Annotated in this window: 19 protein-coding genes; 13 read left to right on the forward strand and 6 right to left on the reverse strand. The window is 65.4% G+C overall.

What is annotated here, in order from left to right; translation table 11 throughout:
• Nucleotides 1-26: 26 nt before the first annotated feature.
• The 6 genes from ACTYOL_RS25210 (at nucleotide 27) to yccS (ending at nucleotide 9,452) form a co-directional block, all read left to right on the forward strand.
• Nucleotides 27-1,469, forward strand: coding sequence for a TldD/PmbA family protein (locus ACTYOL_RS25210; protein WP_197891989.1), 1,443 nt, complete (start codon nucleotides 27-29; stop codon nucleotides 1,467-1,469).
• Nucleotides 1,469-2,800 carry a TldD/PmbA family protein gene (locus ACTYOL_RS25215; protein ID WP_444757261.1) on the forward strand — a complete coding sequence of 444 codons (1,332 nt, stop codon included), beginning with the start codon at nucleotides 1,469-1,471 and terminating at the stop codon, nucleotides 2,798-2,800. The genes ACTYOL_RS25210 and ACTYOL_RS25215 overlap by 1 nt, the downstream gene beginning before the upstream one ends.
• Nucleotides 2,801-2,870: 70 nt before the next feature.
• A complete protein-coding gene (gene mdtD / locus ACTYOL_RS25220) occupies nucleotides 2,871-4,298 on the forward strand; it encodes a multidrug transporter subunit MdtD (RefSeq protein WP_054893133.1) in 1,428 nt (475 codons plus the stop codon).
• A 112-nt stretch (nucleotides 4,299-4,410) separates the two neighbouring features.
• A complete protein-coding gene (gene dbpA / locus ACTYOL_RS25225; RefSeq protein WP_444758176.1) occupies nucleotides 4,411-5,748 on the forward strand; it encodes an ATP-dependent RNA helicase DbpA in 1,338 nt (445 codons plus the stop codon).
• A 145-nt stretch (nucleotides 5,749-5,893) separates the two neighbouring features.
• The gene (locus ACTYOL_RS25230) at nucleotides 5,894-7,075 is read left to right on the forward strand and encodes an NAD(P)/FAD-dependent oxidoreductase (RefSeq protein ID WP_372821924.1); all 1,182 of its coding nucleotides are present in this window, start codon (nucleotides 5,894-5,896) and stop codon (nucleotides 7,073-7,075) included.
• 193 nt (nucleotides 7,076-7,268) lie between these two features.
• The gene (yccS, locus tag ACTYOL_RS25235; protein ID WP_054893130.1) at nucleotides 7,269-9,452 is read left to right on the forward strand and encodes a YccS family putative transporter; all 2,184 of its coding nucleotides are present in this window, start codon (nucleotides 7,269-7,271) and stop codon (nucleotides 9,450-9,452) included.
• A gap of 178 nt (nucleotides 9,453-9,630) precedes the next feature.
• Here the strand turns inward: yccS and ACTYOL_RS25240 are convergent, their stop codons facing one another.
• The 6 genes from ACTYOL_RS25240 to ACTYOL_RS25265 form a co-directional block, all read right to left on the reverse strand.
• The gene (locus ACTYOL_RS25240; protein ID WP_054893129.1) at nucleotides 9,631-10,368 is read right to left on the reverse strand and encodes a substrate-binding periplasmic protein; all 738 of its coding nucleotides are present in this window, start codon (nucleotides 10,366-10,368) and stop codon (nucleotides 9,631-9,633) included.
• A 128-nt stretch (nucleotides 10,369-10,496) separates the two neighbouring features.
• The gene (locus tag ACTYOL_RS25245) at nucleotides 10,497-11,450 is read right to left on the reverse strand and encodes an ornithine cyclodeaminase family protein (protein WP_197892000.1); all 954 of its coding nucleotides are present in this window, start codon (nucleotides 11,448-11,450) and stop codon (nucleotides 10,497-10,499) included.
• A complete protein-coding gene (locus ACTYOL_RS25250; protein ID WP_444757262.1) occupies nucleotides 11,447-12,412 on the reverse strand; it encodes a threonine/serine dehydratase in 966 nt (321 codons plus the stop codon). The genes ACTYOL_RS25245 and ACTYOL_RS25250 overlap by 4 nt, the downstream gene beginning before the upstream one ends.
• Before the next feature lie 108 nt (nucleotides 12,413-12,520).
• Nucleotides 12,521-13,162: a helix-turn-helix transcriptional regulator gene (locus ACTYOL_RS25255; protein ID WP_054895458.1), complete on the reverse strand. Its 642-nt coding sequence runs from the start codon at nucleotides 13,160-13,162 to the stop codon at nucleotides 12,521-12,523.
• Complete coding sequence (locus ACTYOL_RS25260) at nucleotides 13,159-13,455, reverse strand: winged helix-turn-helix domain-containing protein (protein ID WP_444757263.1); 297 nt, start codon at nucleotides 13,453-13,455, stop codon at nucleotides 13,159-13,161. The genes ACTYOL_RS25255 and ACTYOL_RS25260 overlap by 4 nt, the downstream gene beginning before the upstream one ends.
• A gap of 13 nt (nucleotides 13,456-13,468) precedes the next feature.
• The gene (locus tag ACTYOL_RS25265; protein WP_054895460.1) at nucleotides 13,469-13,969 is read right to left on the reverse strand and encodes a M48 metallopeptidase family protein; all 501 of its coding nucleotides are present in this window, start codon (nucleotides 13,967-13,969) and stop codon (nucleotides 13,469-13,471) included.
• Nucleotides 13,970-14,099: 130 nt separating this feature from the next.
• Between ACTYOL_RS25265 and ACTYOL_RS25270 the strand changes: the two genes are divergently transcribed.
• From ACTYOL_RS25270 to xylB, 7 genes are all read left to right on the forward strand, one after another.
• The gene (locus ACTYOL_RS25270) at nucleotides 14,100-15,005 is read left to right on the forward strand and encodes an AraC family transcriptional regulator (protein ID WP_054895474.1); all 906 of its coding nucleotides are present in this window, start codon (nucleotides 14,100-14,102) and stop codon (nucleotides 15,003-15,005) included.
• Nucleotides 15,006-15,178: 173 nt separating this feature from the next.
• The gene (locus ACTYOL_RS25275) at nucleotides 15,179-16,489 is read left to right on the forward strand and encodes an ABC transporter substrate-binding protein (RefSeq protein WP_054895461.1); all 1,311 of its coding nucleotides are present in this window, start codon (nucleotides 15,179-15,181) and stop codon (nucleotides 16,487-16,489) included.
• An 81-nt stretch (nucleotides 16,490-16,570) separates the two neighbouring features.
• Complete coding sequence (locus ACTYOL_RS25280) at nucleotides 16,571-17,494, forward strand: carbohydrate ABC transporter permease (protein ID WP_063546495.1); 924 nt, start codon at nucleotides 16,571-16,573, stop codon at nucleotides 17,492-17,494.
• 10 nt (nucleotides 17,495-17,504) lie between these two features.
• Nucleotides 17,505-18,338, forward strand: coding sequence for a carbohydrate ABC transporter permease (locus tag ACTYOL_RS25285; RefSeq protein ID WP_444757264.1), 834 nt, complete (start codon nucleotides 17,505-17,507; stop codon nucleotides 18,336-18,338).
• 157 nt (nucleotides 18,339-18,495) lie between these two features.
• Nucleotides 18,496-19,608, forward strand: a complete 1,113-nt coding sequence (locus ACTYOL_RS25290) for an ABC transporter ATP-binding protein (protein WP_065863835.1) — start codon at nucleotides 18,496-18,498, stop codon at nucleotides 19,606-19,608.
• Nucleotides 19,609-19,629: 21 nt separating this feature from the next.
• On the forward strand, nucleotides 19,630-21,105 hold the full coding sequence (locus tag ACTYOL_RS25295) for a mannitol dehydrogenase family protein (protein ID WP_444757265.1): 1,476 nt from the start codon (nucleotides 19,630-19,632) through the stop codon (nucleotides 21,103-21,105).
• A 16-nt stretch (nucleotides 21,106-21,121) separates the two neighbouring features.
• Complete coding sequence (gene xylB / locus ACTYOL_RS25300) at nucleotides 21,122-22,612, forward strand: xylulokinase (RefSeq protein ID WP_444757266.1); 1,491 nt, start codon at nucleotides 21,122-21,124, stop codon at nucleotides 22,610-22,612.
• Nucleotides 22,613-22,615 lie beyond the last annotated feature (3 nt).

The following is a 22,615-nucleotide window of genomic DNA, read 5'->3' on the forward strand; positions in this document are numbered from 1 at the left end:
AGCCACCGCGAACCGGAGGTTCCCGCATGTTCGATTCCAGCGCCCTGCTGCGCCAGCGCTTCGCAGCGCTGCGCAGCACGGCCGAACTGTTCTCGCTTCGCCACGTGAAGCAATCGCATCAATCGCTGTCGGTGCGGCGCAACGTCGCCGAACCGCCATTCTTCAGCCAGGACGAAGGTGCCATGCTCACCGTGCGCCTGAACGGCGTCGAGGCCTACGCCGCCACCGCCGACTTGTCGCAAAGCGGCCTGCAACGCGCCCTGGAACACGCCGAGGCCCTGGCCCGGCAGATCACCGGCCACCACCTGCTCGACCTGCGCGACCAACCGGTGCCGAGCACGCGCCACGACCATGTCTCGCCCAACTTCGACCAATCGCTGCCAAACCTTGCAGATTGCCTCGAGCTGCTCGCCACCGAATCGGCCAGCGTGCCCAAGGACGAACGCCTGGTGGACTGGCAGGCGAGCCTGGGCATCACCCTGGTCGAGCAGACTTACCTGAACTCGGCCGGCGCCGAGCTGCGCAACGCGCAGCGTTTCATCTTTCCGGGCCTTGGCGTCACCGCCAGCGATGGCCGCGACAGCCAGAGCCGCAGCCTGGGCCGGGAGAACTTTGGCCAGCAGGGTGGCTTCGAAATCATCCAGCGCTGCGGCCTGGTCGGCGCCGCCCGGCGTATCGCCGACGAAGCCCTGCAACTGCTGCTGGCGCCCAACACCCCGAGCGGTGCGCGCGACCTGCTGCTGATGCCCGACCAGATGATGCTGCAGATCCACGAGTCCATTGGCCATCCGCTGGAGATGGACCGTATTCTCGGCGACGAACGCAATTACGCGGGCACCAGCTTCGTCAAGCCCAGCGATTTCGGGCAGTTGCAATACGGCTCGCCCCTGCTGAACGTGACTTTCGACCCTACCATCGACGAGGAGCTGGCCAGCTACAGCTTCGACGACGACGGCACCGCGGCCAGCAAGCAGTTCCTGATCCGCGAGGGCAAGCTGCTGCGCCCGCTGGGTGGCGCCCTGTCGCAGTTCCGCTCGGGGCTCGACGGCGTAGCCAACAGCCGCGCCTGTGGCTGGAACCGCGCCCCGATCGACCGCATGGCCAACCTCAACATCGAGCCGGGCGACCAGTCGCTCGAACAACTCATCGGTGGGATCGAGCACGGCATCCTGATGCGCACCAACCGCTCCTGGTCCATCGACGATGCGCGCAACAAGTTCCAGTTCGGCTGCGAATGGGGCCAACTGATCGAACACGGCGAGCTCAAGGGTGTCGTCAAGAACCCCAACTATCGCGGCATCTCCGCGCAGTTCTGGCGCAACCTGTCGGCAGTGGGCGATAGCAGCACCTTCCAGGTGCTTGGCACACCCAACTGCGGCAAGGGCGAACCCAACCAGGTCATCCGGGTCGGCCATGCCTCGCCGGCCTGCGTGTTCCGCCAGATCGACGTATTCGGAGGAGACGCCTGATGAGCCCCCCCTATCAAGAACGCTTCGAGGCATTGGTCAGTGCCCTGCGCGAGGCGCTGCACCCCGGCGAGCAGTTCACCCTCGGCTACAGCGCCGAGCAGTCGCGCTTCGTGCGTTTCAACCATGCCAAGGTGCGCCAGGCCGGCGAAGTGGCCCAGGCCAGCGCACTGTTGCGTCTGGTGCGTGACGGGCGTCAGGCCGAACAGCAGTTCACCCTCGGTGACGATGCGCAACTGGATCGCCAGCGCCTGCAAGATGCCCTGGCGCAACTGCGCCAGACCTTGCCGCTGCTGCCGCTCGACCCCTACCTGAAACTCGACGAAAGCGCCTGGCACAGCCACAGCGTGCAAGAACCGGCGCTGCCCGACTTCACTGAAGTACTGGCACTGGTCGAGCAGCAGGCAGGCAACCTCGATCTGGTCGGCATCTACGCCGCTGGTCCGATCTGCCGGGGTTTCGCCAGCTCGTTCGGGGCCTTCGGCTGGCACCAGGCCAACAGCTTCAATTTCGACTGGAGCCTGTTCCACAGCAACGGCCAGGCGGTGAAGGCCAACTATGCAGGCCAGGTCTGGAGCAGCGAGGCCTTCAGCGCACGCCTGCAACTGGCCCGCGAACAGCTTGAGTACCTGGGGCGCCCGACGATCACCCTCAAGCCTGGCCGCTACCGCGCCTACCTGGCGCCAGCGGCCATGGACGAGATCGCGGGCATGCTCGGCTGGGGAGGCTTCTCGGCCCAGGCCCTGGCCACCGGCAACAGCCCATTGCAACGCCTGTACACCGGTGATGCCCAGCTCGATCCACGGGTTGGCTTCTCGGAGCAGGTCAGCGGTTCGCTGAGCCCGTCGTTCTCCAGCGAGGGCTCGCCCCGCGAGGACGTAGCGCTGATCGTCGAAGGCCGGGGCAGCGCGCGCCTGGTCAGCCCTCGCAGCGCGGCAGAGTTCGCCCTGCAGGGCAACGGCGCCGACAGCTACGAGGCACCGTGCGCCCTGAGCCTGGCACCTGGGGAGCTGGCGTCGGCGGATATCCTGGCGCGCCTGGGCACCGGGCTGTACATCAGCAACCTCTGGTACCTGAACTATTCAGACCTGCCGGCAGCGCGCATGACCGGCCTGACGCGCTTCGCCACGTTCTGGGTGGAAGACGGCCAGATCCAGGGCCCGGTCAGCACCATGCGCTTCGACGACAGCCTCTACAATCTGCTGGGCCCTCAGCTGGAGGACCTGACCCGCGAACGCGAGCTGATCCTGTCGACCAGCACCTATGGGCAACGGCAAACCGGATCGAGTCATCTGCCCGGGGCGTTGGTCAGAGGATTGACGCTGACACTGTAACGCCACGCCCCTGTGGGAGCGCCGGTTAGGCGCTTCCACAGGGAACTGCGCACTTTTCAGGATAGAGGCCATGCCCGAACGCGCCCCGCTCGACCCTACCACCGCCCGCTGGATCCCCTGGGTGGTGGCCATCGCCTTCTTCATGCAGTCGCTCGACGGCACCATCCTCAACACCGCGCTGCCGGCCATGGCCCGCTCGCTGGCAGAAGACCCGCTGCGCATGCAGGGCGTGATCATCGCCTACATGCTCACCGTGGCCCTGCTGATTCCGGCTTCGGGCTGGATCGCCGACCGCTTCGGCACCAAGCACATCTTCTTCGGCGCCATCCTGCTGTTCAGCCTGGGTTCGCTGCTGTGCGCGGCGGCCAACAGCCTGGGCTTTCTGATCATCGCCCGCGTCATCCAGGGCCTGGGCGGTGCCCTGATGCTGCCGGTCGGGCGATTGGTGGTGCTGCGCGCCTACCCACGCTCGGAGCTGGTGCGGATCATGAGCTTCATCACCATCCCCGGACTGCTGGGCCCGCTGCTGGGCCCAACCGTCGGCGGCTGGCTGGTGGAAATCCTCAGTTGGCACTGGATCTTCCTGCTCAACCTGCCGGTCGGCGCGCTGGGGTGCTACGCGGTATGGAAGTTCATCCCCGACCTGCGCGGCAGCGAACGCACCACCTTCGATGGACCCGGATTCATCCTGTTCGGAGCCGCGATGGTGCTGATCACCATCGCCATGGAGGGCCTGGGCGAGTTGCACCTGCCGCACCTGCGGGTGATGTTGCTGCTGTTCGCCGGCATGGCCTGCCTTGCCGCCTATTGGCTGCGCGCCGGGCGTGACCCGGAGCCGCTGTTCTCGCCCAGCCTGTTCCGCGTACGTACCTTTGCCATCGGCATCCTCGGCAACCTGTTCGCCCGCCTGGGCAGCGGCGCCCTGCCCTTCCTGGTGCCGCTGCTGCTGCAGGTGGCGCTGGGCTATTCGCCGGCCCAGGCCGGCATGAGCATGATCCCGCTGGCCGCCGCGGCGATGATCGCCAAGTCGGTGGCGCGGCCACTGATCGAGCGCCTCGGCTATCGCATCATCCTCACCGGCAACACGCTGTTGCTGGGGGTACTGCTGGCCAGCCTGGGACTGGTCGACGAGCAGACGCCGTATTGGCTGCTGCTGATGCAGTTGGGCTTGCTGGGCGCGGTGAATTCGCTGCAGTTCACCGCGATGAACACGGTGACGCTGATCGACCTCGACGACGCCAGCGCCAGCAGCGGCAACAGCCTGCTGTCGGTGGTCGCACAACTGTCGCTGAGCCTGGGCGTGGCCTGCGCCGGTGCGCTGCTCGGCGGCTTTACCGCCTCGGGGAGCGCAGAGGGAGTGGAAACCACGCTGGGCGCGTTCCAGTTGACCTTCCTGACCATCGGCCTGATGGCGATGCTGGCTGCTGCGATTTTCCTGCAACTGTCGCCGACGGACGGAAGGCGTGCCCGTCGTCCGGAAGAACACGTGGAAACGTAGGGCGAATGGCCATGAGGCTGGTAGACTGTGCGGCATTTTTCGCTTCGCACCGCAGGCCCGCCTCGTGACCACCGAATCCACCGCTTTCGCCTCCCTGCCGCTGTCCGCCGCCATGCTGGCCAACCTGGACGCCCTGGGCTATGCCTCGATGACCCCGATCCAGGCCCAGAGCCTGCCGGTCATCCTCAAGGGCCAGGACCTGATCGCCCAGGCCAAGACCGGCAGCGGCAAAACCGCCGCCTTCGGCATCGGCCTGCTCAATCCGATCAACCCACGCTTCTTCGGCTGCCAGGCGCTGGTGCTGTGCCCGACGCGCGAACTGGCCGACCAGGTCGCCAAGGAGCTGCGCCGCCTGGCCCGCGCCGAGGACAACATCAAGATCCTCACCCTCTGCGGCGGCGTCTCCCTGGGCCCGCAGATCGCCTCGCTGGAGCACGGTGCGCACATCATCGTCGGCACCCCGGGCCGTATCCAGCAGCACCTGGACAAGGGCACCCTGGACCTGAAGGGGCTCAACACCCTGGTACTCGACGAAGCCGACCGCATGCTCGACATGGGCTTCTTCGACGCCATCGCCGCAATCATCGGCAAGACCCCATCGCGCCGCCAGACCCTGCTGTTCTCCGCCACCTACCCGGCCGGCATCGAACAGCTGGCCGCCGACTTCATGCGCAAGCCGCAACAGGTCACGGTCGAGAGCCAGCACAGCGACAGCCAGATCGAGCAGCGTTTCATCGAGATCGACCCGCAGCAGCGCCTGGAGGCGGTTACCCGTGTCCTGGGCCACTACCGCCCGCAGTCGTGCGTGGCGTTCTGCTTCACCAAGCAGCAGTGCGAGGATCTGGTCGCCCACCTGACCGCCAAGGGCATCGTCGCCCAGGCCCTGCACGGTGACCTGGAACAGCGTGACCGCGACCAGGTGCTGACGATGTTCGCCAACCGCAGCAGCTCGGTGCTGGTGGCCACCGATGTCGCCGCCCGCGGCCTGGATATCGACGGCCTGGACCTGGTGATCAACGTGGAACTGGCGCGCGATGCCGAGATCCATGTGCACCGCGTCGGGCGTACCGGCCGCGCCGGCGAGAAAGGCGTGGCGATCAGCCTGGTGGCCCCGGCCGAAGGCCACCGCGCCCAGGCCATCGAAGACCTGCAGAAGCGCCCGCTGCGCTGGGAGCAGTTGGACAGCCTGAAGAGCAAGGGCGGTGAACCACTGCTGCCGACCATGACCACCCTGTGCATCGCCGCCGGGCGCAAGGACAAACTGCGTCCGGGCGATATCCTCGGCGCCCTGACCGGCGATGCCGGGCTGCCGGGTAAGCAGGTGGGCAAGATCGCGATTTTCGATTTCGTGGCCTTCGTGGCGGTCGAGCGGGCCGTGGCCAAGCAGGCGATGCAGCGGCTGAACAGCGGCAAGATCAAGGGACGAGCGCTGAAGGTTCGTATCGTCTGAACTATTTTGCGGCTGCTTTGCAGCCCATCGCAGGCAAGCCAGCTCCCACAGGGAATGCACCCGGCCTAGACTCTGGGGATCCTGTGGGAGCTGGCTTGCCTGCGATGGACCGCGAAGCGGCCCCGGCAATCCATGAGGTAACACCGTGCACTCCACCGACGTGATCATCCTCGGCGCCGGCGCCGCCGGCCTGATGTGCGCCCAGCTCAGCGCGCGCCGCGGCCGCCGCGTGCTGCTGCTCGACCATGCCAACAAACCGGGCAAGAAAATCCTCATGTCCGGCGGCGGGCGCTGCAACTTCACCAACATGTACACCGAGCCCGCCAATTTCCTCTCGCAGAACCCGCACTTCTGCAAGTCGGCGCTGGCGCGCTACACCCAGTGGGACTTCATCGAGCTGGTCGCCAAGCACGGTGTGCCGTACCACGAGAAGAAGCTCGGCCAGCTGTTCTGCGACAACAAGTCCAGCGATATCCTCGACATGCTCCTGGCCGAATGCGACGACGCCGGCGCCGAGCTGCGGATGAATACCAGCATCGAACAGATCGAGAAGACCGACAGCGGTTATCGCCTGCAGACCAGTGCCGGAGCATTTGCCTGCCAGTCGCTGGTGATCGCGACCGGCGGTCTGTCGATCCCGACCCTGGGCGCAACCGGCTTCGGCTACCAGGTCGCCCGCCAGTTCGGCCACGCCCTGCTGCCGACCCGCGCCGCGCTGGTGCCGTTCACCATCACCGAGCCCCAGCTCAAGGCATTGTGCACTGAGCTCTCTGGCACGTCGCTGGACTGCATCGCCAGTTGCAACGGCACCAGTTTTCGCGAAAACCTGCTGTTCACCCATCGCGGCCTGAGTGGCCCGGCGATCCTGCAGATTTCCTCGTACTGGGAAGCGGGCGACACGCTGGAGATCAACCTGTTGCCGGACCGCGATGCGCTGGAGTGGCTGCAAGGCGTGCAGGCCGAGCGCCCCAACAGCGAGCTGAAGACCGTGCTGGGCGAGGTGTTCACCCGTAAGCTGGCGACCCTGCTGGCCGAACAGTGGTTCGTTTCGAAACCCTTGAAGCAGTACACCCCGGCAGAATTGACCCAGATCGCCGGGCAGCTCGCGGCCTGGCAACTGGTGCCGGCAGGTACCGAGGGCTACCGCACCGCGGAAGTGACCCTGGGCGGCGTCGACACTCGCGAGGTGTCGTCCAAGACCATGGAATCGCTCAAGAGCCCGGGATTGTTCTTCATCGGCGAGGTGCTGGACGTCAGCGGCCACCTGGGCGGGTTCAATTTCCAGTGGGCGTGGGCTTCTGCCAACGCAGCGGCGCAGTTCGTTTAGAGTAGAATCCTTTCAGCACGGAACGCTTCTTGCTGGTCTGTGCCGGGAAGATTTGACCGAGTGCGCTGCCTTTCGCGGGCAAGCCCGCTCCCACAGGATAGTGCTGGCCTTGTGGGAGCGGGCTTGCCCGCGAAAGGCAGCGCAGCCGCGTCGGTCCCAAGGTCCTCATTCGAACTCTGTCCAGCAGGCCACTATGTCATCGAGCTCGTTCCGCCATTCATTGCGTCGCTTGTGGGGCCAAGACAAGTTCAGCTATGCCATCCGGGTGACCATCGCCCTGACCGGCACCATGGCCTGGTGCTGGTACCAGAACGAGATGAGCCTGCTCATCCCGTTGTTCCTCGGCATCATTGCCAGCGCCCTGGCCGAGACCGACGACGGCTGGCAGGGCCGTCTCAGTGCGCTGGCCGTCACGCTGGTGTGTTTCGCCATCGCCGCGTTGTCGGTCGAGCTGCTCTTCCCCTACCCCTGGATCTTCGCCGGCTCACTGGCCCTGGCAGCCTTTGGCCTGACCATGCTCGGTGCCCTTGGCGAACGCTATGGCGCCATCGCCTCGGCGACGCTGATCCTGTCGGTGTACACCATGATCGGCGTTGACCAGCGCGGCGGCGTGGTCACTGATTTCTGGCACGAGCCGCTGCTGCTGGTGGCTGGTGCCGCGTGGTACGGGGCGCTCTCGGTACTCTGGCAGGCGCTGTTCTCCAATCAGCCGGTGCAGCAGAGCCTGGCCAAGCTGTTCTACGAGCTGGGCAGCTACCTCAAGCTCAAGGCCAGTCTGTTCGAACCGGTGCGCACCCTCGACGTGGAGGCCACGCGCCTGGAGCTGGCCAAGCAGAACGGCAAGGTGGTGGCCGCGCTCAATGCCGCCAAGGAAATCATCCTGCACAGGGTCGGCAACAGCCAGCCCAGCTCCAAGGTCAGTCGCTACCTGAAGCTGTACTTCCTGGCCCAGGACATCCACGAGCGCGTCAGCGCCTCGCACTACCCCTACAACGCCCTGAGCGAGGCGTTCTTCCACAGCGATGTGATGTTCCGCTGCCAGCGCCTGCTGCGCAAACAGGGTTCGTCCTGCCAGGAACTGGCCCGTTCGATCCGCCTGCGCCAGCCGTTCGTGCTCGCCAGCGGCTACCCCGAGGCGCTGGAAGACCTGAACGCCTCGCTGGAGCATCTGCGCACCCAGAACAACCCGGCCTGGCGCAGCCTGCTGCGCTCGCTGCGGGCACTGGCGGTGAACCTGGCCACGCTGGACCGCTTGCTCGGCGCGGCCAGCAACCCCGACAGCCTCGCCGACGCCAGCGACAGCAGCCTGCTCGACCGTTCGCCGCGCACGTTCAAGGAGGTATGGAAACGCCTGCGCACCCAGCTCACGCCCACTTCGCTGCTGTTCCGCCATGCCCTGCGCCTGCCGCTGGCGCTGTCGATCGGCTATGGCATGGTGCACCTGATCCATCCCACGCAAGGCTACTGGATCATCCTCACCACCCTGTTCGTCTGCCAGCCCAACTATGGCGCGACGCGGCGCAAGCTGGTGCAGCGGATCTTCGGTACCGCCATCGGCCTGACGGTTGGCTGGGCGCTGTTCGACCTGTTCCCCAACCCGATCGTCCAGTCGCTGTTCGCGGTGGTCGCTGGCGTGGTGTTCTTCGTCAACCGCACCACACGCTACACCCTGGCCACGGCGGCGATCACGCTGATGGTGCTGTTCTGCTTCAACCAGATCGGCGATGGCTACGGGCTGTTCCTGCCGCGCCTGTTCGACACCCTGGTGGGCGCCCTGATCGCGATCCTCGCGGTGTTCCTGTTCCTGCCCGACTGGCAGGGGCGACGCCTGAACAAGGTGCTGGCCAACACCCTGACCTGCGCCAGCCTGTACCTGCGCCAGATCATGCAGCAGTACGCCAACGGCAAGCGCGACGACCTCGCCTACCGCCTGGCACGGCGCAACGCCCACAACGCCGACGCGGCGTTGTCGACCACACTGTCGAACATGCTCATGGAGCCGGGGCACTTCCGCAAGGAGGCCGATGTGGGCTTCCGCTTCCTGGTGCTGTCGCACACCTTGCTCAGCTACCTGTCAGGGCTGGGCGCACATCGGGATACGGCGTTGCCTGCCGAAGTGCACGAGCAGTTGATCGATGGTGTCGGCAGCAGCCTGGCGCGCAGCCTCGACGAAATCGCCAATGGCCTGGCGGCGCGGCTGCCAGTGGCCATTCACAGCGATGAAGAAGAAGCGCTGGCCAACCAGCTAGAGCAGATGCCCGAGGAGCTGGATGAGCATCAGCGACTGGTACAGACTCAGTTGGCGTTGATCTGCCGGCAACTGGGCCCGTTGCGTACATTGGCGGCGCATCTGATCAAGGAAGGGGAGCCGGCTTGAGTCGGCTGTCCGCACCAGCCCTACCGCGGGACGAGTCGGGGCGTGACAGGGCCGCTCCCACAGGAATTGGGCTGAACTTTAAATTTTGAGCAAGACAGTTGCTCCCAGATGTTCAGGCCTGCACTGTACCTGTGGGAGCGGGCTCGTCCCGCGATAGGGCCGGCACCGACACTCCAGGTCACAAGCCATACTGCTTCAACAACCGCGCATAGCTGCCATCGGCCTTCATCGCTGCAATCGCCCGCTCGAAACGCTCGACGATCTGCCGATGCTCAGGATGCTGAAGGCTGACGAGGATATGCAGGCTGTTCTCCCCCAGCGGCCGCTCGACGAAATCCACCGCCTCGCGCACCTCCTGCGGCTCACGCTGCAGGTTGTAGCGCGCCACGTACTCGTCCTCGACCGCCAGGTCCACGCGCCCTGCCGCCAGCATGCGGATCGCCGACGGGAAGTTGCGCACCGCCACCTTGTTCAGCCGGCTGTCGCCATCGAACGCTTGTGAGTAGGCGTAGTCACGCACAACAGCGATGCTGTACGGATAAAGATCGGCCAGTCGCTTGAAGCCAAGTACCTCGCGCTGGCGCTTGAGCAAGCGAATACGGTTGGTCAGGTAGGCCCCCGAGAACTGGCCCAGGCGAGTACGCGATTCGTTGTACCAGGCATTGATAAGCACGTCGTAGCGCCCCTCGCCAATCCCCAGCAGCGCCCGCGCCCAGGGCACTTCCTCGAACTCGCTGGCGTACCCGGCGCGGGTGAGTGCCGTAGTGACGATGCTGGTGGCCAGGCCTCCGCCCGGCATGGCACTGTCGGAGAACGGCGGCCATTTGTCAGCCACCAGGCGCAGCGGTGGCTGCGCCGCCGCGAGCGCCGTGAACATCATTGCGGTCAATCCCAGAACGCAAAGCAGTGGCCGCATGCTCAGTTCCTTTCGCAGTTGAGAGCCCCACACTGATTACGGGAGAGTACACAAAGGCGACAGGCAACGGCAGCGGACGATGATGTCATTTAGCCTCTATTTTGGCCGAACTGTACGAGCAGGTCTCCTTAGCCTCTTGCCTCAAGGGACATCAAGGCACACCGCGCGATCTGCGCGTCTTGCACCGCTACGCCGGTCAGGTCAGCCAAGGTGATCGCGGTATCCTGCCTACGGCCACTCGCCTGCCCTGCCAGCAACGCGCCGATCTCGATCAGGTCGGTAGGTGCAATGAGCCCGGAATCCAGGGCGTGGGACACCTCGCCGTAGCGGCTGCATTGCCCGATAGCGTCCACCACGATGCAATCGGCGGCGGCTACCAGCGCCGGGTCGAGCTCCTGCTTGCCAGGCCCATCGGCGCCCACTGCGGTGATATGGGTGCCGGGCTGTATCCATTCACGCTGCAGCAGCGGCTCGCGCGAAGGCGTGGTGCAGACGATCAGGTTGGCGGACTCGGCAAGCTCGCGGGCCTCATGAGTGGTGCGCACCTCGAAGCCCAGCCCTTCGGCGAACCGTCGATAGTCCGCAAGCCGCCCGGCATCGCGGCCCCAGGCGATCAGACGGCGGCAGTCGGTGACCGGCAGCAGTTGTTCGAGCTGCATCCGCGCCTGCACTCCGCTGCCCAGTACACCGATTGCCCGTACCTTGCGCGGCGCCAACAGGCTGGCGACGACACGCCCGGCCAGTGCAGTGCGCAGGCAGGTCAGCCAGCCTTGGTCCTGGAGCAGCGCCAGCGGTTGGCCGGTACTGGCCGAAAACACCAGCATCAAGCCATCGTTGCTTTCCAGGCCCTTGGACGGGTTGTCGTAGAAACCGCTGGAGACTTTCACCGTGAAGGTATCGCTGCCCTGCAGCCAGGCGGACTTCACGCAGCAGTCGCCGTTTTGTTCGGTGAAGGCGAAATTCTGCACCGGTGGCACATGCACCTCGCCCGCGGAGAAGGCGATAAAACCCTCTTCGATGAGGCGTACCGCCAAATCCCGGTCGAGGATTTCGACCAGTTGCGCCTTGTCGATGATCCTCATTGGATCGCCTCCAGGAACTTCTCCAGCACGATGTTGCGCCCGCACAGCACCACCGCGACCTTCTTGCCCTGGAACTCACCAGCCAGTTTCTGCATGCCCGCGACGGCAACCCCTGCCGCCCCTTCGATGATCCAGCGGTCGTGGGCTGCGACGTCGCGCATGGCTGCGCTGATCTCAGCCTCGCTGACCAGCACGGTGCGATGCAGCAACTGCTGGCACAGGGGGAAGGTGATGGCGCCGGGCTCGACGCCGCCGGCCGTGCCGTCCGACAGAGTATCGAGTTCTTGCATCTCGATGATCCGCCCCTCCTGCAGCGAGCGCTGCAGGGTGGGTGCGTTGGCAGGCCAGCAGCCGATGACCTGCACCGAGGGTGCAAGCGCGCGCAGTGCAGCGCCAATGCCCGAGATCAAGCCGCCACCACCGACAGCGACGAACACCGCGTCCAGGTCCGGCGCCTGCTCGAACAGCTCCATGCCGATGGTGCCCTGGCCAGCGATGATCTGCGCGTCGTTGTAGGGGGAGACGAAAGGCTTGCCCTGCAGCTTGGCCTGGCGAGCCGCCTCAAGCTCGACCGACAGCGGGTCACTGTCGAGTTCGATAACCTCGGCCCCCAGGCCGCGCATGGCCCGGATCTTCAGCGGCGAGGCGCTGCTGCTGACGTACACGGTGACCGGCACACCCAGCAACTGCCCGGCCAGTGCAAGGCCCTGCCCGTGATTGCCGGAAGAGGCGGTGATCACGCCAGCCTGACGCTGCGTAGGGTCGAGCAGGCGCAGCTTGTTGCTGGCCCCGCGGAATTTGAAGGAGCCGGTGTGCTGCAGATGTTCGCACTTGAGATGAACATTGCAGCCGCTCTGGCGGGAGAGCCCCGGGCTGTGGCTGAGCGGCGTGACCGCCACCTGGGGACGAAGGGCTTCGTGGGCTTCGCGGATGGCGTGGGGCAGGGTGTCCAGGATGGTCATGGGGGCTCCTTGGGCGATGCGCAGGGGCAAACACCACGATGTAGAATTAAATTCTACCGTAGACTATTTTTCCAGACATTGAAAGCCTGTCGTTTGCCAGCGGTGGCCTCAGCCTTCGCGCAACGCCTTCACATACTTGTACACCGTCGCCCGTCCCATCCCCAGCACGTTGGCCACGTAGTCGTGGGCGCTCTTGCCGCGGAACGCGCCCTCCCCGTGCAGCGCCTCGACCAACTGCCGCTTCTGCTCGCGGTCCAGCCCGCCCAGGCTCAATCCACGCGCCTGCAACCAGGCATGCAGGAAGGTGTTGATGCGCTCCTGCCAGTCGTCGCGGAACAATGCCTGCGGTTGCGGCAACAGGCGGCTGGCCTGAAAGAACGCCTCCAGCGCATCGCGCGCCTGCTCGAGAATCGAAACGTTGAGGTTGATGCAGATCAGCGCCTCGGGCTGGCCGCTGGCGTCGCGCATCACGCTGCTGATCGAACGAATCTTCTGCCCGTTCCAGTTGAGCTTTTCATACGGCCCCAGGCGGGTGCTGTCATCGAGCTGGCTGGGCAGGTCGTCGAGCCCGGAATCATCGCCGAGCTGGCGCTTGGAAATGTTGTTGGCGATATGCACCACCGTCTGGCTGGCCAGGTCGTGCACCACCACTTCGGCATGCGGGAACAACAGGGCTGCGATGCCCTCGGCCATGGCGGCGTAGTTGCTGAAGCGGCTGGACGGCATGAACGGGTCCTGGAGGGTGGTCATGGATAGCCGAGCACTTCGCGAATAGTGCGCAGGTGCTGGATGATCCACTGCTTGTCGATCGCACCCCATTCAAGGATGCGGTAGTGGCCAGCGTGGTTGCGCGCGCCGCTCTGCTGCTCGAATTCGCAGACGATATCCAGGTCGGCGAGCGCGGCGATGGTGTCCTGGGCGGTACGCCGCGGCATGCCGGTGGCTTCCATCAGCGCGGGCACGCTGGTGGCGGTCTGGCTGTCGATCAACCAGGCCACGTAGAGACGGCGATAGAAGCTGCTCTTGGTCTTGCTCACGTCCATGCTGGTGGGATCCTCATGCATTGCCTGGCAATTCGCGCCAGGTCAGGTAGACACGCAAGTCGAACTCCAGTTGATGGTAGTCCGGCTCCATGTGCTGGCACAGCTGGTAGAACGCCTTGTTGTGGTCGCGCTCACGCAGGTGCGCCAGCTCGTGCACCACGATCATGCGCAGAAACTGCGGCGCCGCGTCCTTGAACAACGAGGCGATGCGGATTTCCTTCTTGGCCTTGAGGTTGCCCCCCTGCACCCGCGACACAGCCGTGTTCAGGCCCAGGGCCCGGTGGGTGAGGTCGAGGCGGTTGTCGTAGAGCACCTTGTCCAGCGGCGGCGCGCTGCGCAGGTACTGCTGACGCAGGTCTTGGGCATAGAGGTAAAGCGCCTTGTCGCTCTGCACCTCGTGGCGCGCGGGGTAGCGCTGCTGCAGGTAACCGCCCAGGCGATCGCTGGCGATCATCTGGCGGACCTGTTCCTGCAGGTGCGGGGGGTAGGCTTGCAAGTAGCGTAGCGTGGTCATGGGGTGGGAGTTTACCGAATTGGTGAGGGCCTGTGGTTGGCCGGGCTGGCCCTTTCGCGGGCAAGCCCGCTCCTACAGGACGCAAAATTTGGCTAGGATGCTGTATTCGCCCCTGCTCGAAGCACTCACCATGCCCAAAGCCAGCAAGATCACCGACCCGTCCTACGAACTGATGGACGACCACGAAGGCCATTCGCTGATCTACCGCCAGCACGGCTTCCCGAGCCCGCTGGTGCGTTGGCACTTCCACAAGGAATACGAGCTGCACCTGATCGTCGCCAGCTCCGGCAAGGTGTTCATCGGCGACTACATCGGCAACTTCGCCCCGGGCACGCTGTTTCTCACGGGGCCGAACCTGCCGCACAACTGGATCAGCCAGGTGGCCGCCGACGAGGTGGTCGATACCCGCGACATGCTGGTCAACTTCACTGACGAAGTGCTCGAGCAAGGCAGCCAGGTATTCTCCGAGCTCAACCAGCTGACGCCACTGCTGGCCCGTGCCAGCTATGGCATCGAATTTCGCGACCCGCGCCTGATCGCCGAGAGCCAGCAACTGATGCAACGCATCTCGCAAAGTGCCGGCATGACGCGCCTGGGATACTTTTTTATCCTCATGGAACAGCTGGCTGCCTGCGAGGACTACCAGTTGCTGTCCACCGTCACCTCCTCGCAGCTGGCCGATGAACACAACGTCGACCGCATCAACCGCGCGGTGGACTACATCTTCCAGCACTACGCCCAGGACCTCACCCAGAACGAGGTCGCCGAGCACCTTGGCATGACCCCCACCTACTTTTCGCGCTTCTTCAAGCAGGCCGCCGGGCGCGGCTTCGTCGAGTTCGTCAATCGCCTGCGGATCAGCAAGTCCTGCGAGCTGCTGGCCCGCAGCGACCTGCCGGTGACCGAGGTGTGCTTCGAATCCGGCTTCAGCAACCTGTCCAACTTCAACCGGCGTTTCCAGCAGCTCAAGGGCATGACACCGTCGGGCTACCGCAGCCTGGTCACTCAGCGCCTGACCGAGCAGAACCTTTCCTGAAACGTTTGAGCAGTGCATCACACTGCAAATACCCCAGTGCAAAAAAGTATCGGCCCGCGTGCAGTCGAGGCTTTGTTGCGCTGGCGATGCAGGAGTGTAATCGGCAACCAGCGACACAAAAAAAACAATAGTGACTTCCGCGCCGCCCTGCGGTCCGGAAGAGGAGTTCAACGATGAACGACTCGATCAAGGCCTGCGTGGCCGTTGCCTGTCTGAGCCTGCCGGTGTTTGCCCAGGCTGCCGAAACCCTGACCATTGCCACCGTCAACAACAACGACATGATCCGCATGCAGCGGCTGTCCAAGGTGTTCGAGGAACAGCACCCGGACATCAAGCTCAAGTGGGTGGTGCTCGAAGAGAACGTCCTGCGCCAACGCCTGACCACCGATATCGCCACCCAAGGCGGGCAATTCGACGTGCTCACCATCGGCATGTACGAAGCCGCGCTGTGGGGCGCCAAGGGTTGGCTGGAGCCCATGAAGGACCTGCCTGCCGACTATCAGCTCGACGATGTCTTCCCTTCGGTGCGCGACGGCCTGTCGGTCAAGGGCACGCTCTACGCCCTGCCCTTCTATGCCGAAGCCTCGATCACCTACTACCGCAAGGACCTGTTCCAGCAGGCCGGGCTGCAGATGCCCGAGCAACCGACCTGGACCCAACTGGGCGAATTCGCCGCCAAGCTCAACAAACCCGAAGCCGGCCAATACGGCATCTGCCTGCGCGGCAAGGCCGGCTGGGGTGAGAACATGGCGCTCATCGGCACCCTGGCCAATGCCTTCGGCGCCCGCTGGTTCAACGAGCAGTGGCAGCCGGAGTTCACCGGCAGCGAGTGGACCAAGGCGCTGAACTTCTATGTCGACACCATGAAGCAGTACGGCCCGCCCGGCGCCTCCAGCAATGGCTTCAACGAGAACCTGGCGCTGTTCAACAGCGGCAAGTGCGCGATGTGGGTCGACGCCAGCGTCGCCGGCTCGTTCGTCACCGACAAGAGCCAGAGCAAGGTCGTGGACGATGTGGGCTTCACCTTCGCGCCGAAGGAAGTCACCGACAAGGGCGCGACCTGGCTGTATTCCTGGGCGCTGGCGATCCCCACCAGTTCCAAGTCCAAGGACGCGGCCAGGACCTTCAGCACCTGGGCCACCTCCCAGGCCTATGGCCAGCTGGTCGCCGACAAGGAAGGCGTGGCCAACGTGCCGCCAGGCACCCGCGCCTCCACCTACAGCGAGGCCTACCTGCAGGCCGCACCGTTCGCCAAGGTCACGCTGGAGTCACTGAAGAAGGTCGACCCCAACCATCCGACCCTCAAGCCTGTGCCCTACGTGGGTATCCAGCTGGTGACCATTCCTGAGTTCCAGGCCATCGGCACCCAGGTCGGCAAGCTGTTCTCCGCCGCCCTGACCGGCCAGATGAAGCCTGAACAGGCGTTGGCCGCCGCCCAGTCGTCCACCGAACGCGAGATGAAACGCGCCGGCTACCCCAAGTAGACCGCCACTGACCGCCAGCACGCCGCCCTCGGTGTGCCGGCGGCCGGCTGCTCGCCCCTTTCTGCCGTACACGGAGTCGTCATGAACACCTCGGCCCTCGACACCCCGACCCACGCCCCCGCCCGCCCCGGCAAACGCCGCGTCGGCCCCGGCTGGTTCCTGGTCAGCCCTTCGGTGGCGCTGCTGCTGTTATGGATGATCGTGCCCCTGGGCATGACCCTGTATTTCTCGCTGATCCGCTACAACCTGCTGTACCCCGGCGAGAACGACTTCGTCGGCCTGGAGAACTTCAGCTTCTTCGTCACCGATGCCGGCTTCCTGCCCGGCGCCCTGAATACCCTGACCCTGGTCGGCAGCGTGCTGGCGATCAGCGTGGTGTTCGGCGTGCTCATCGCCGCGCTGCTGGAGGCTGGTGAGTTCTGGGGCCGCGGCGTGGTGCGCGTGCTGCTGATCTCGCCGTTCTTCATCATGCCCACGGTCAGCGCGCTGCTGTGGAAGAACCTGATCTTCCACCCGGTGTCCGGGATCCTCGCGGCGGTCTGGCGCCTGTTCGGCGCGCAGCCGGTGGACTGGCTGGCGCACTATCCGCTGTTGTCGATCATCCTGATCGTGTCGTGGCAATGGCTGCCGTTCGCCATCCTGATCCTGATGACCGCCATGCAGTCGCTGGACCAGGAACAGAAGGAGGCCGCACGCCTGGACGGCGCCGGCCCGCTGGCGATCTTCTGGCACCTCACCCTGCCGCACCTGGCGCGGCCGATCGCCGTGGTGGTGATGATCGAGACCATCTTCCTGCTGTCGGTGTTCGCCGAGATCTTCACCACCACCAGCGGCGGGCCGGGCTACGAGTCCACCAACCTCGCCTACCTGATCTACAACCAGGCATTGCTGCAGTTCGACGTCGGCATGGCGTCGGCCGGTGGCCTGATCGCCGTGCTGATCGCCAACATCGCCGCCATCGTGCTGGTGCGCATGATCGGCAAGAACCTCACCGAGCGCAGCTGAGGAGCCCGCCATGCTGACACTCAAGCAAACCCGCCGCCTGCGCGATGCGCTGATCGGCCTGCTGTGCTGGGGCATTGCCCTGGCGATCTTCTTCCCGATCTTCTGGATGCTGCTGACCAGCTTCAAGACCGAGCTCGACGCTTTCGCCACACCGCCGCAGTTCATCTTCCACCCGACGCTGGAGAACTACCTGCACATCAACGAGCGCAGCGACTACTTCGCCTACGCCTGGAACTCGGTGCTGATCTCGTTCTCCGCAACCCTGCTGTGCATGCTGATCGCAGTGCCTGCGGCCTACTCGATGGCGTTCTTCGAAACCCGCCACACCAAGCGCACGCTGCTGTGGATGCTGTCGACCAGGATGCTGCCGCCGGTGGGGGTGCTGATGCCGATCTACCTGCTGGCCAAGCAGTTCGGCCTGCTCGATTCACGGCTGTCGCTGATCATCGTCTACACCCTGATCAACCTGCCGATCGTGGTGTGGATGGTGTACACCTACTTCAAGGACATCCCCGTCGACATCCTCGAAGCGGCGCGCTTGGACGGCGCCGGCACCTGGCAGGAAATCTTGCGCGTGCTGCTGCCGATCGCCCGTGGCGGCCTCGCCTCGACCGTGCTGCTGTCGCTGATCCTGTGTTGGAACGAGGCGTTCTGGTCGCTCAACCTGACTTCTTCGGCCGCCGCACCGCTGACCGCGCTGGTGGCCTCCTACTCAAGCCCCGAAGGCCTGTTCTGGGCCAAGCTCTCGGCCGTCTCGACCTTGGCCTGCGCACCGATCCTGATCTTTGGCTGGATCAGCCAGAAGCAACTGGTGCGCGGGCTGTCGTTCGGAGCGGTGAAATGAATACTCCCAACTACACCATTTCTGTAGGAGCGGGCTTGCCCGCGAAGCAAACACTGCGGTGCATGGCACCGGCTATGCCGGTGTTCGCGGGCGAGCCCGCTCCTACAGGATTCTGCAAAACCTCATTTTTTCCTGGCCACTGCACAGGTAACTCGACATGGCTGACCTGAAGATCCGCAACCTGCAAAAAGGCTTTGATGGCCACGCCATCATCAAGGGCATCGACCTGGACGTGCACGACCGTGAATTCGTGGTGTTCGTCGGGCCATCCGGCTGTGGCAAGTCGACCTTGCTGCGCCTGATCGCCGGCCTCGAAGAAGTCAGCAGCGGCAGCATCACCCTTGATGGCGTCGACATCACCGACACCGCTCCGGCCAAGCGCAACCTGGCCATGGTGTTCCAGACCTACGCCCTGTATCCGCACATGACCGTGCGCAAGAACCTGTCGTTCGCCCTGGACCTGGCGGGCGTGGCCAAGGCCGAGGTCGCCAGCAAGGTCGACAACGCCGCGCGCATTCTCGAGCTGCAACCGATGCTCGAGCGCAAGCCGCGCCAGCTCTCTGGCGGCCAGCGCCAGCGGGTGGCCATCGGCCGGGCGATCGTGCGTAACCCGAAGATCTTCCTGTTCGACGAGCCGCTGTCCAACCTCGACGCCGCCCTGCGCGTGCAAATGCGCCTGGAGCTCTCGCGCCTGCACAAGGAACTGGCGGCGACCATGATCTACGTGACCCACGACCAGGTCGAGGCGATGACCCTGGCCGACAAGGTGGTGGTGCTCAACGCCGGTCGCATCGAGCAGGTCGGCTCGCCGCTGGAGCTGTACCACCATCCGGCAAACCTGTTCGTTGCAGGCTTTCTCGGCACACCGAAGATGGGCTTCCTGCGCGGGCACCTGAGCCGCAACCAGGGCAACCAGTGCGAGGTCGCCCTCGAGTGCGGCGCCCGTATCGCCCTGCCGCTATGCGCAGGCGAACTGGCCACCGGCAGCCAGATCACCCTGGGCATTCGCCCGGAGCACCTGAGCATCAGCCGCAGCGGTCACGGCGAGCATGGCTCGCTGCAGGTCACCGCCGATGTCAGCGAACGCCTGGGCAGCGACAGCTACTGCCACGTGCGCAGCGCCTCCGGCGAGATGCTCACCGTGCGGGTCCGCGGCGACTTCGCGCCCGAGTACGGCGAACAATTGGAACTGAGCTTCGATCCGGCGCACTGCCATCTGTTCGACAGCACCGGCAAGGCCCTGGACAAACGACTGCAACAGGCGGCCTGAGCCGTCTTCAAGGATTTTTCGATGAAACTCAACCAGCGCAATCTCGACAAGCTGGCGACCGCGGTCGCACGCCCCGCCTATGACCCGGCGCAACTGCGCCAGGGCATCGTGCACATCGGTGTCGGCGGCTTCCATCGTGCCCACCAGGCCGCCTATACCGACGCCCTGATGAACCGCGGCGAAGCCCTCGACTGGGCGATCTGCGGCGCCGGCCTGCGCAGCGAAGACCGCACCATGCGCGACGCTCTGGTAGGCCAGGACCACCTCTACACCCTGTTCGAGCTGGGCGAAAACCCCGACACCGAGGTGCGTGTAATCGGTGCCATCAGCGGCATGCTGCTGGCAGAAAGCGACAGCCAGGCATTGCTCGACAAACTTGCCGACCCGGCCATCCGCATCGTCTCGCTGACCATCACCGAGGGCGGCTACTGCATCGACGACAGCACGGGCGAGTTCCTCGAGAACCTGCCGATGATCCAGCACGACCTGGCCAGGCCTGACCAGCCGCACAGCGTATTCGGCTTTCTCTGCGAGGCCCTGCGCCGTCGCCGCGAGGCCGGCACCCCGGCGTTCACGGTGATGTCCTGCGACAACCTTCCACACAACGGCGACGTGGCGCGCAAGGCACTGCTGGCCTTCGCCCACCTGCTCAACCATGACCTGGCTCAGTGGATCGCCCAGCACGTCAGCTTCCCCAATGCCATGGTCGACCGCATCACGCCCATGACCAGCGACGAACACCGCCGCCAACTGGCCGAGCGCCATGGCGTCGAGGACGCCTGGCCAGTGGTCTGCGAGCCGTTCCTGCAGTGGGTGCTGGAAGACAAGTTCGTCAGCGGTCGCCCGGCCTGGGAGAAGGTTGGCGTGCAGTTCACCGACGACGTCACGCCCTATGAAGAGATGAAGATCAAGCTGCTCAACGGCAGCCACCTGGCGTTGACCTACCTGGGTTTCCTGCAGGGTTATCGCTTCGTCCACGAGACCCTCGCCGACGACCTGCTGCGCCGCTACATGCGCACCTTTATGGACCAGGACGTCACCCCGCAACTGGCGCCGGTGCCGGGCATCGAGCTGACGCACTACAAGGACAGCCTCACCGAGCGCTTCTCCAACCGCGCCATCGCCGACCAGTTGGAGCGGGTGTGCTCGGACGGCTCTTCGAAATTCCCCAAGTTCATCGTGCCCACCGCCAACCGCCTGATCGCCGACGGCAAGCCACTGGAGCGCGTGGCGCTGGTAGTCGCAGCCTGGGCGCTGTACCTGGGCGGGGAGGATGAAAAGGGCAATGTCTACAGCATCCCCGATCCGCGCGCGGCACAGTGCCAGGCCCGTGTCGTCCAGCGCGAAGGGCTGGCCGCCCGGGTGCTGGGCGACGAGGCGATCTTCGGCACGGCGATCCCCAACTCGCGGGCCTTTGTCGAGGCCTTCGAGCGCCTGTACGACAGCTTGCGTGAAGTCGGCGTGAGTGAAACCCTGCGCCGGGTACTGGGCGACTGAGACGGAGCACGGCGATATGGACGGACTGTTCCTCGGCATCGACTGCGGCACCCAGGGCACCAAGGCCCTGGTGCTCGACGCAGGCAGCGGCCGTGTACTGGGGCTGGGCAGCGCGGCACATGCGGCGCCGCAGGGCGACCACGGGCGCCGCGAACAGGATCCGGCAGACTGGCTGCAGGCGCTGCGCACGGCGGTAGCCAATGCCCTGGCCGACGCAGGGGTCGGCGGCCATGCCATCCGCGCACTGGCCGTGTCTGGCCAGCAACACGGCCTGGTGATGCTCGACGACCAGGGCCGAGTGCTGCGCCCGGCCAAGCTCTGGTGCGACACCGAGACCACCGCGGAAAACGACGAATTGCTGGCCGCCCTCGGCGGCGCCGCAGGCTCGCTGGAGCGCCTAGGGCTGGTGGTCGCGCCGGGCTATACGCTGTCAAAGCTGCTGTGGAGCCAGCGCCATCACCCCGAGCTGTTCGCCCGCGCCGCACACCTGCTGCTGCCTCACGACTACCTCAACCATTGGCTCACCGGCCGTGCCTGCAGCGAACCTGGCGACGCCTCGGGCACCGGCTACTACGATGTGCGCAATCGCACCTGGGCTGCCGATGTGCTGGCGCTGATCGAGCCCGGCAAGCGCCTGCTGGCGGCACTGCCCGAGCTGGTCGAACCCGGCGACTGCATCGCCACCCTGCAGCCCTCGGCAGCCCGGGCGCTGGGCCTGGACACTGGCGCCTGGGTGGCCAGCGGTGGGGGCGACAACATGCTCGGCGCCATCGGCACCGGCAACATCCATCCCGGCATGATCACCCTCAGCCTGGGCACCTCCGGCACCCTTGCCGCACACCTCGACGAGCCACACGTCAGCCCCCACGGTGAGGTCGCGACCTTCTGCGGCTCATCCGGCGGATGGCTGCCGCTGATCTGCACCATGAACCTCACCAGCGCCTGCGCCCTGGTGCAAGACCTGTTGCAGCTTGACCTGTCGGCGTTCAGCGAGCTCGCCACACAAGCCCCCGTCGGCGCCGAAGGCCTGTTGCTGCTGCCATTCTTCAATGGCGAACGCGTGCCGGCACTGCCCGAGGCCAGCGCCAGTCTGCACGGCATGACCAGCAGTAACCTGACCCGCGCCAACCTCTGCCGGGCGGTGCTCGAAGGCACCTGCTTCAGCCTGCGCTACGGGCTCGACCTGTTGCGCGCCAGTGGCCTGCAGGGCCAGGAGATCCGCCTCGTCGGCGGCGCGGCGAAAAGCCCACTGTGGCGCCAGACGCTCGCCGACCTGCTCGGCCTGCCGGTGGTGTGCCCGCGCCAGACCGAAGCCGCCGCCCTGGGCGCTGCCATCCAGGCCGCCTGGAGCCTGGGCCGAAAGCTCGGCGAAGGAGACAGCCTGCAGGCCCTGTGCCAGCGCTGCGTCGAACTCGACGAAAGCACCCGCACCACACCCCGGCCCGCACACCAGGCGGCCTACGAAACAGCCTATCAACGTTATCTTTCGCATCTGCCTGCGCACTGATCG

The organism is Pseudomonas sp. A014 (assembly GCF_052378495.1).
GTDB lineage: Bacteria > Pseudomonadota > Gammaproteobacteria > Pseudomonadales > Pseudomonadaceae > Aquipseudomonas > Aquipseudomonas machongensis.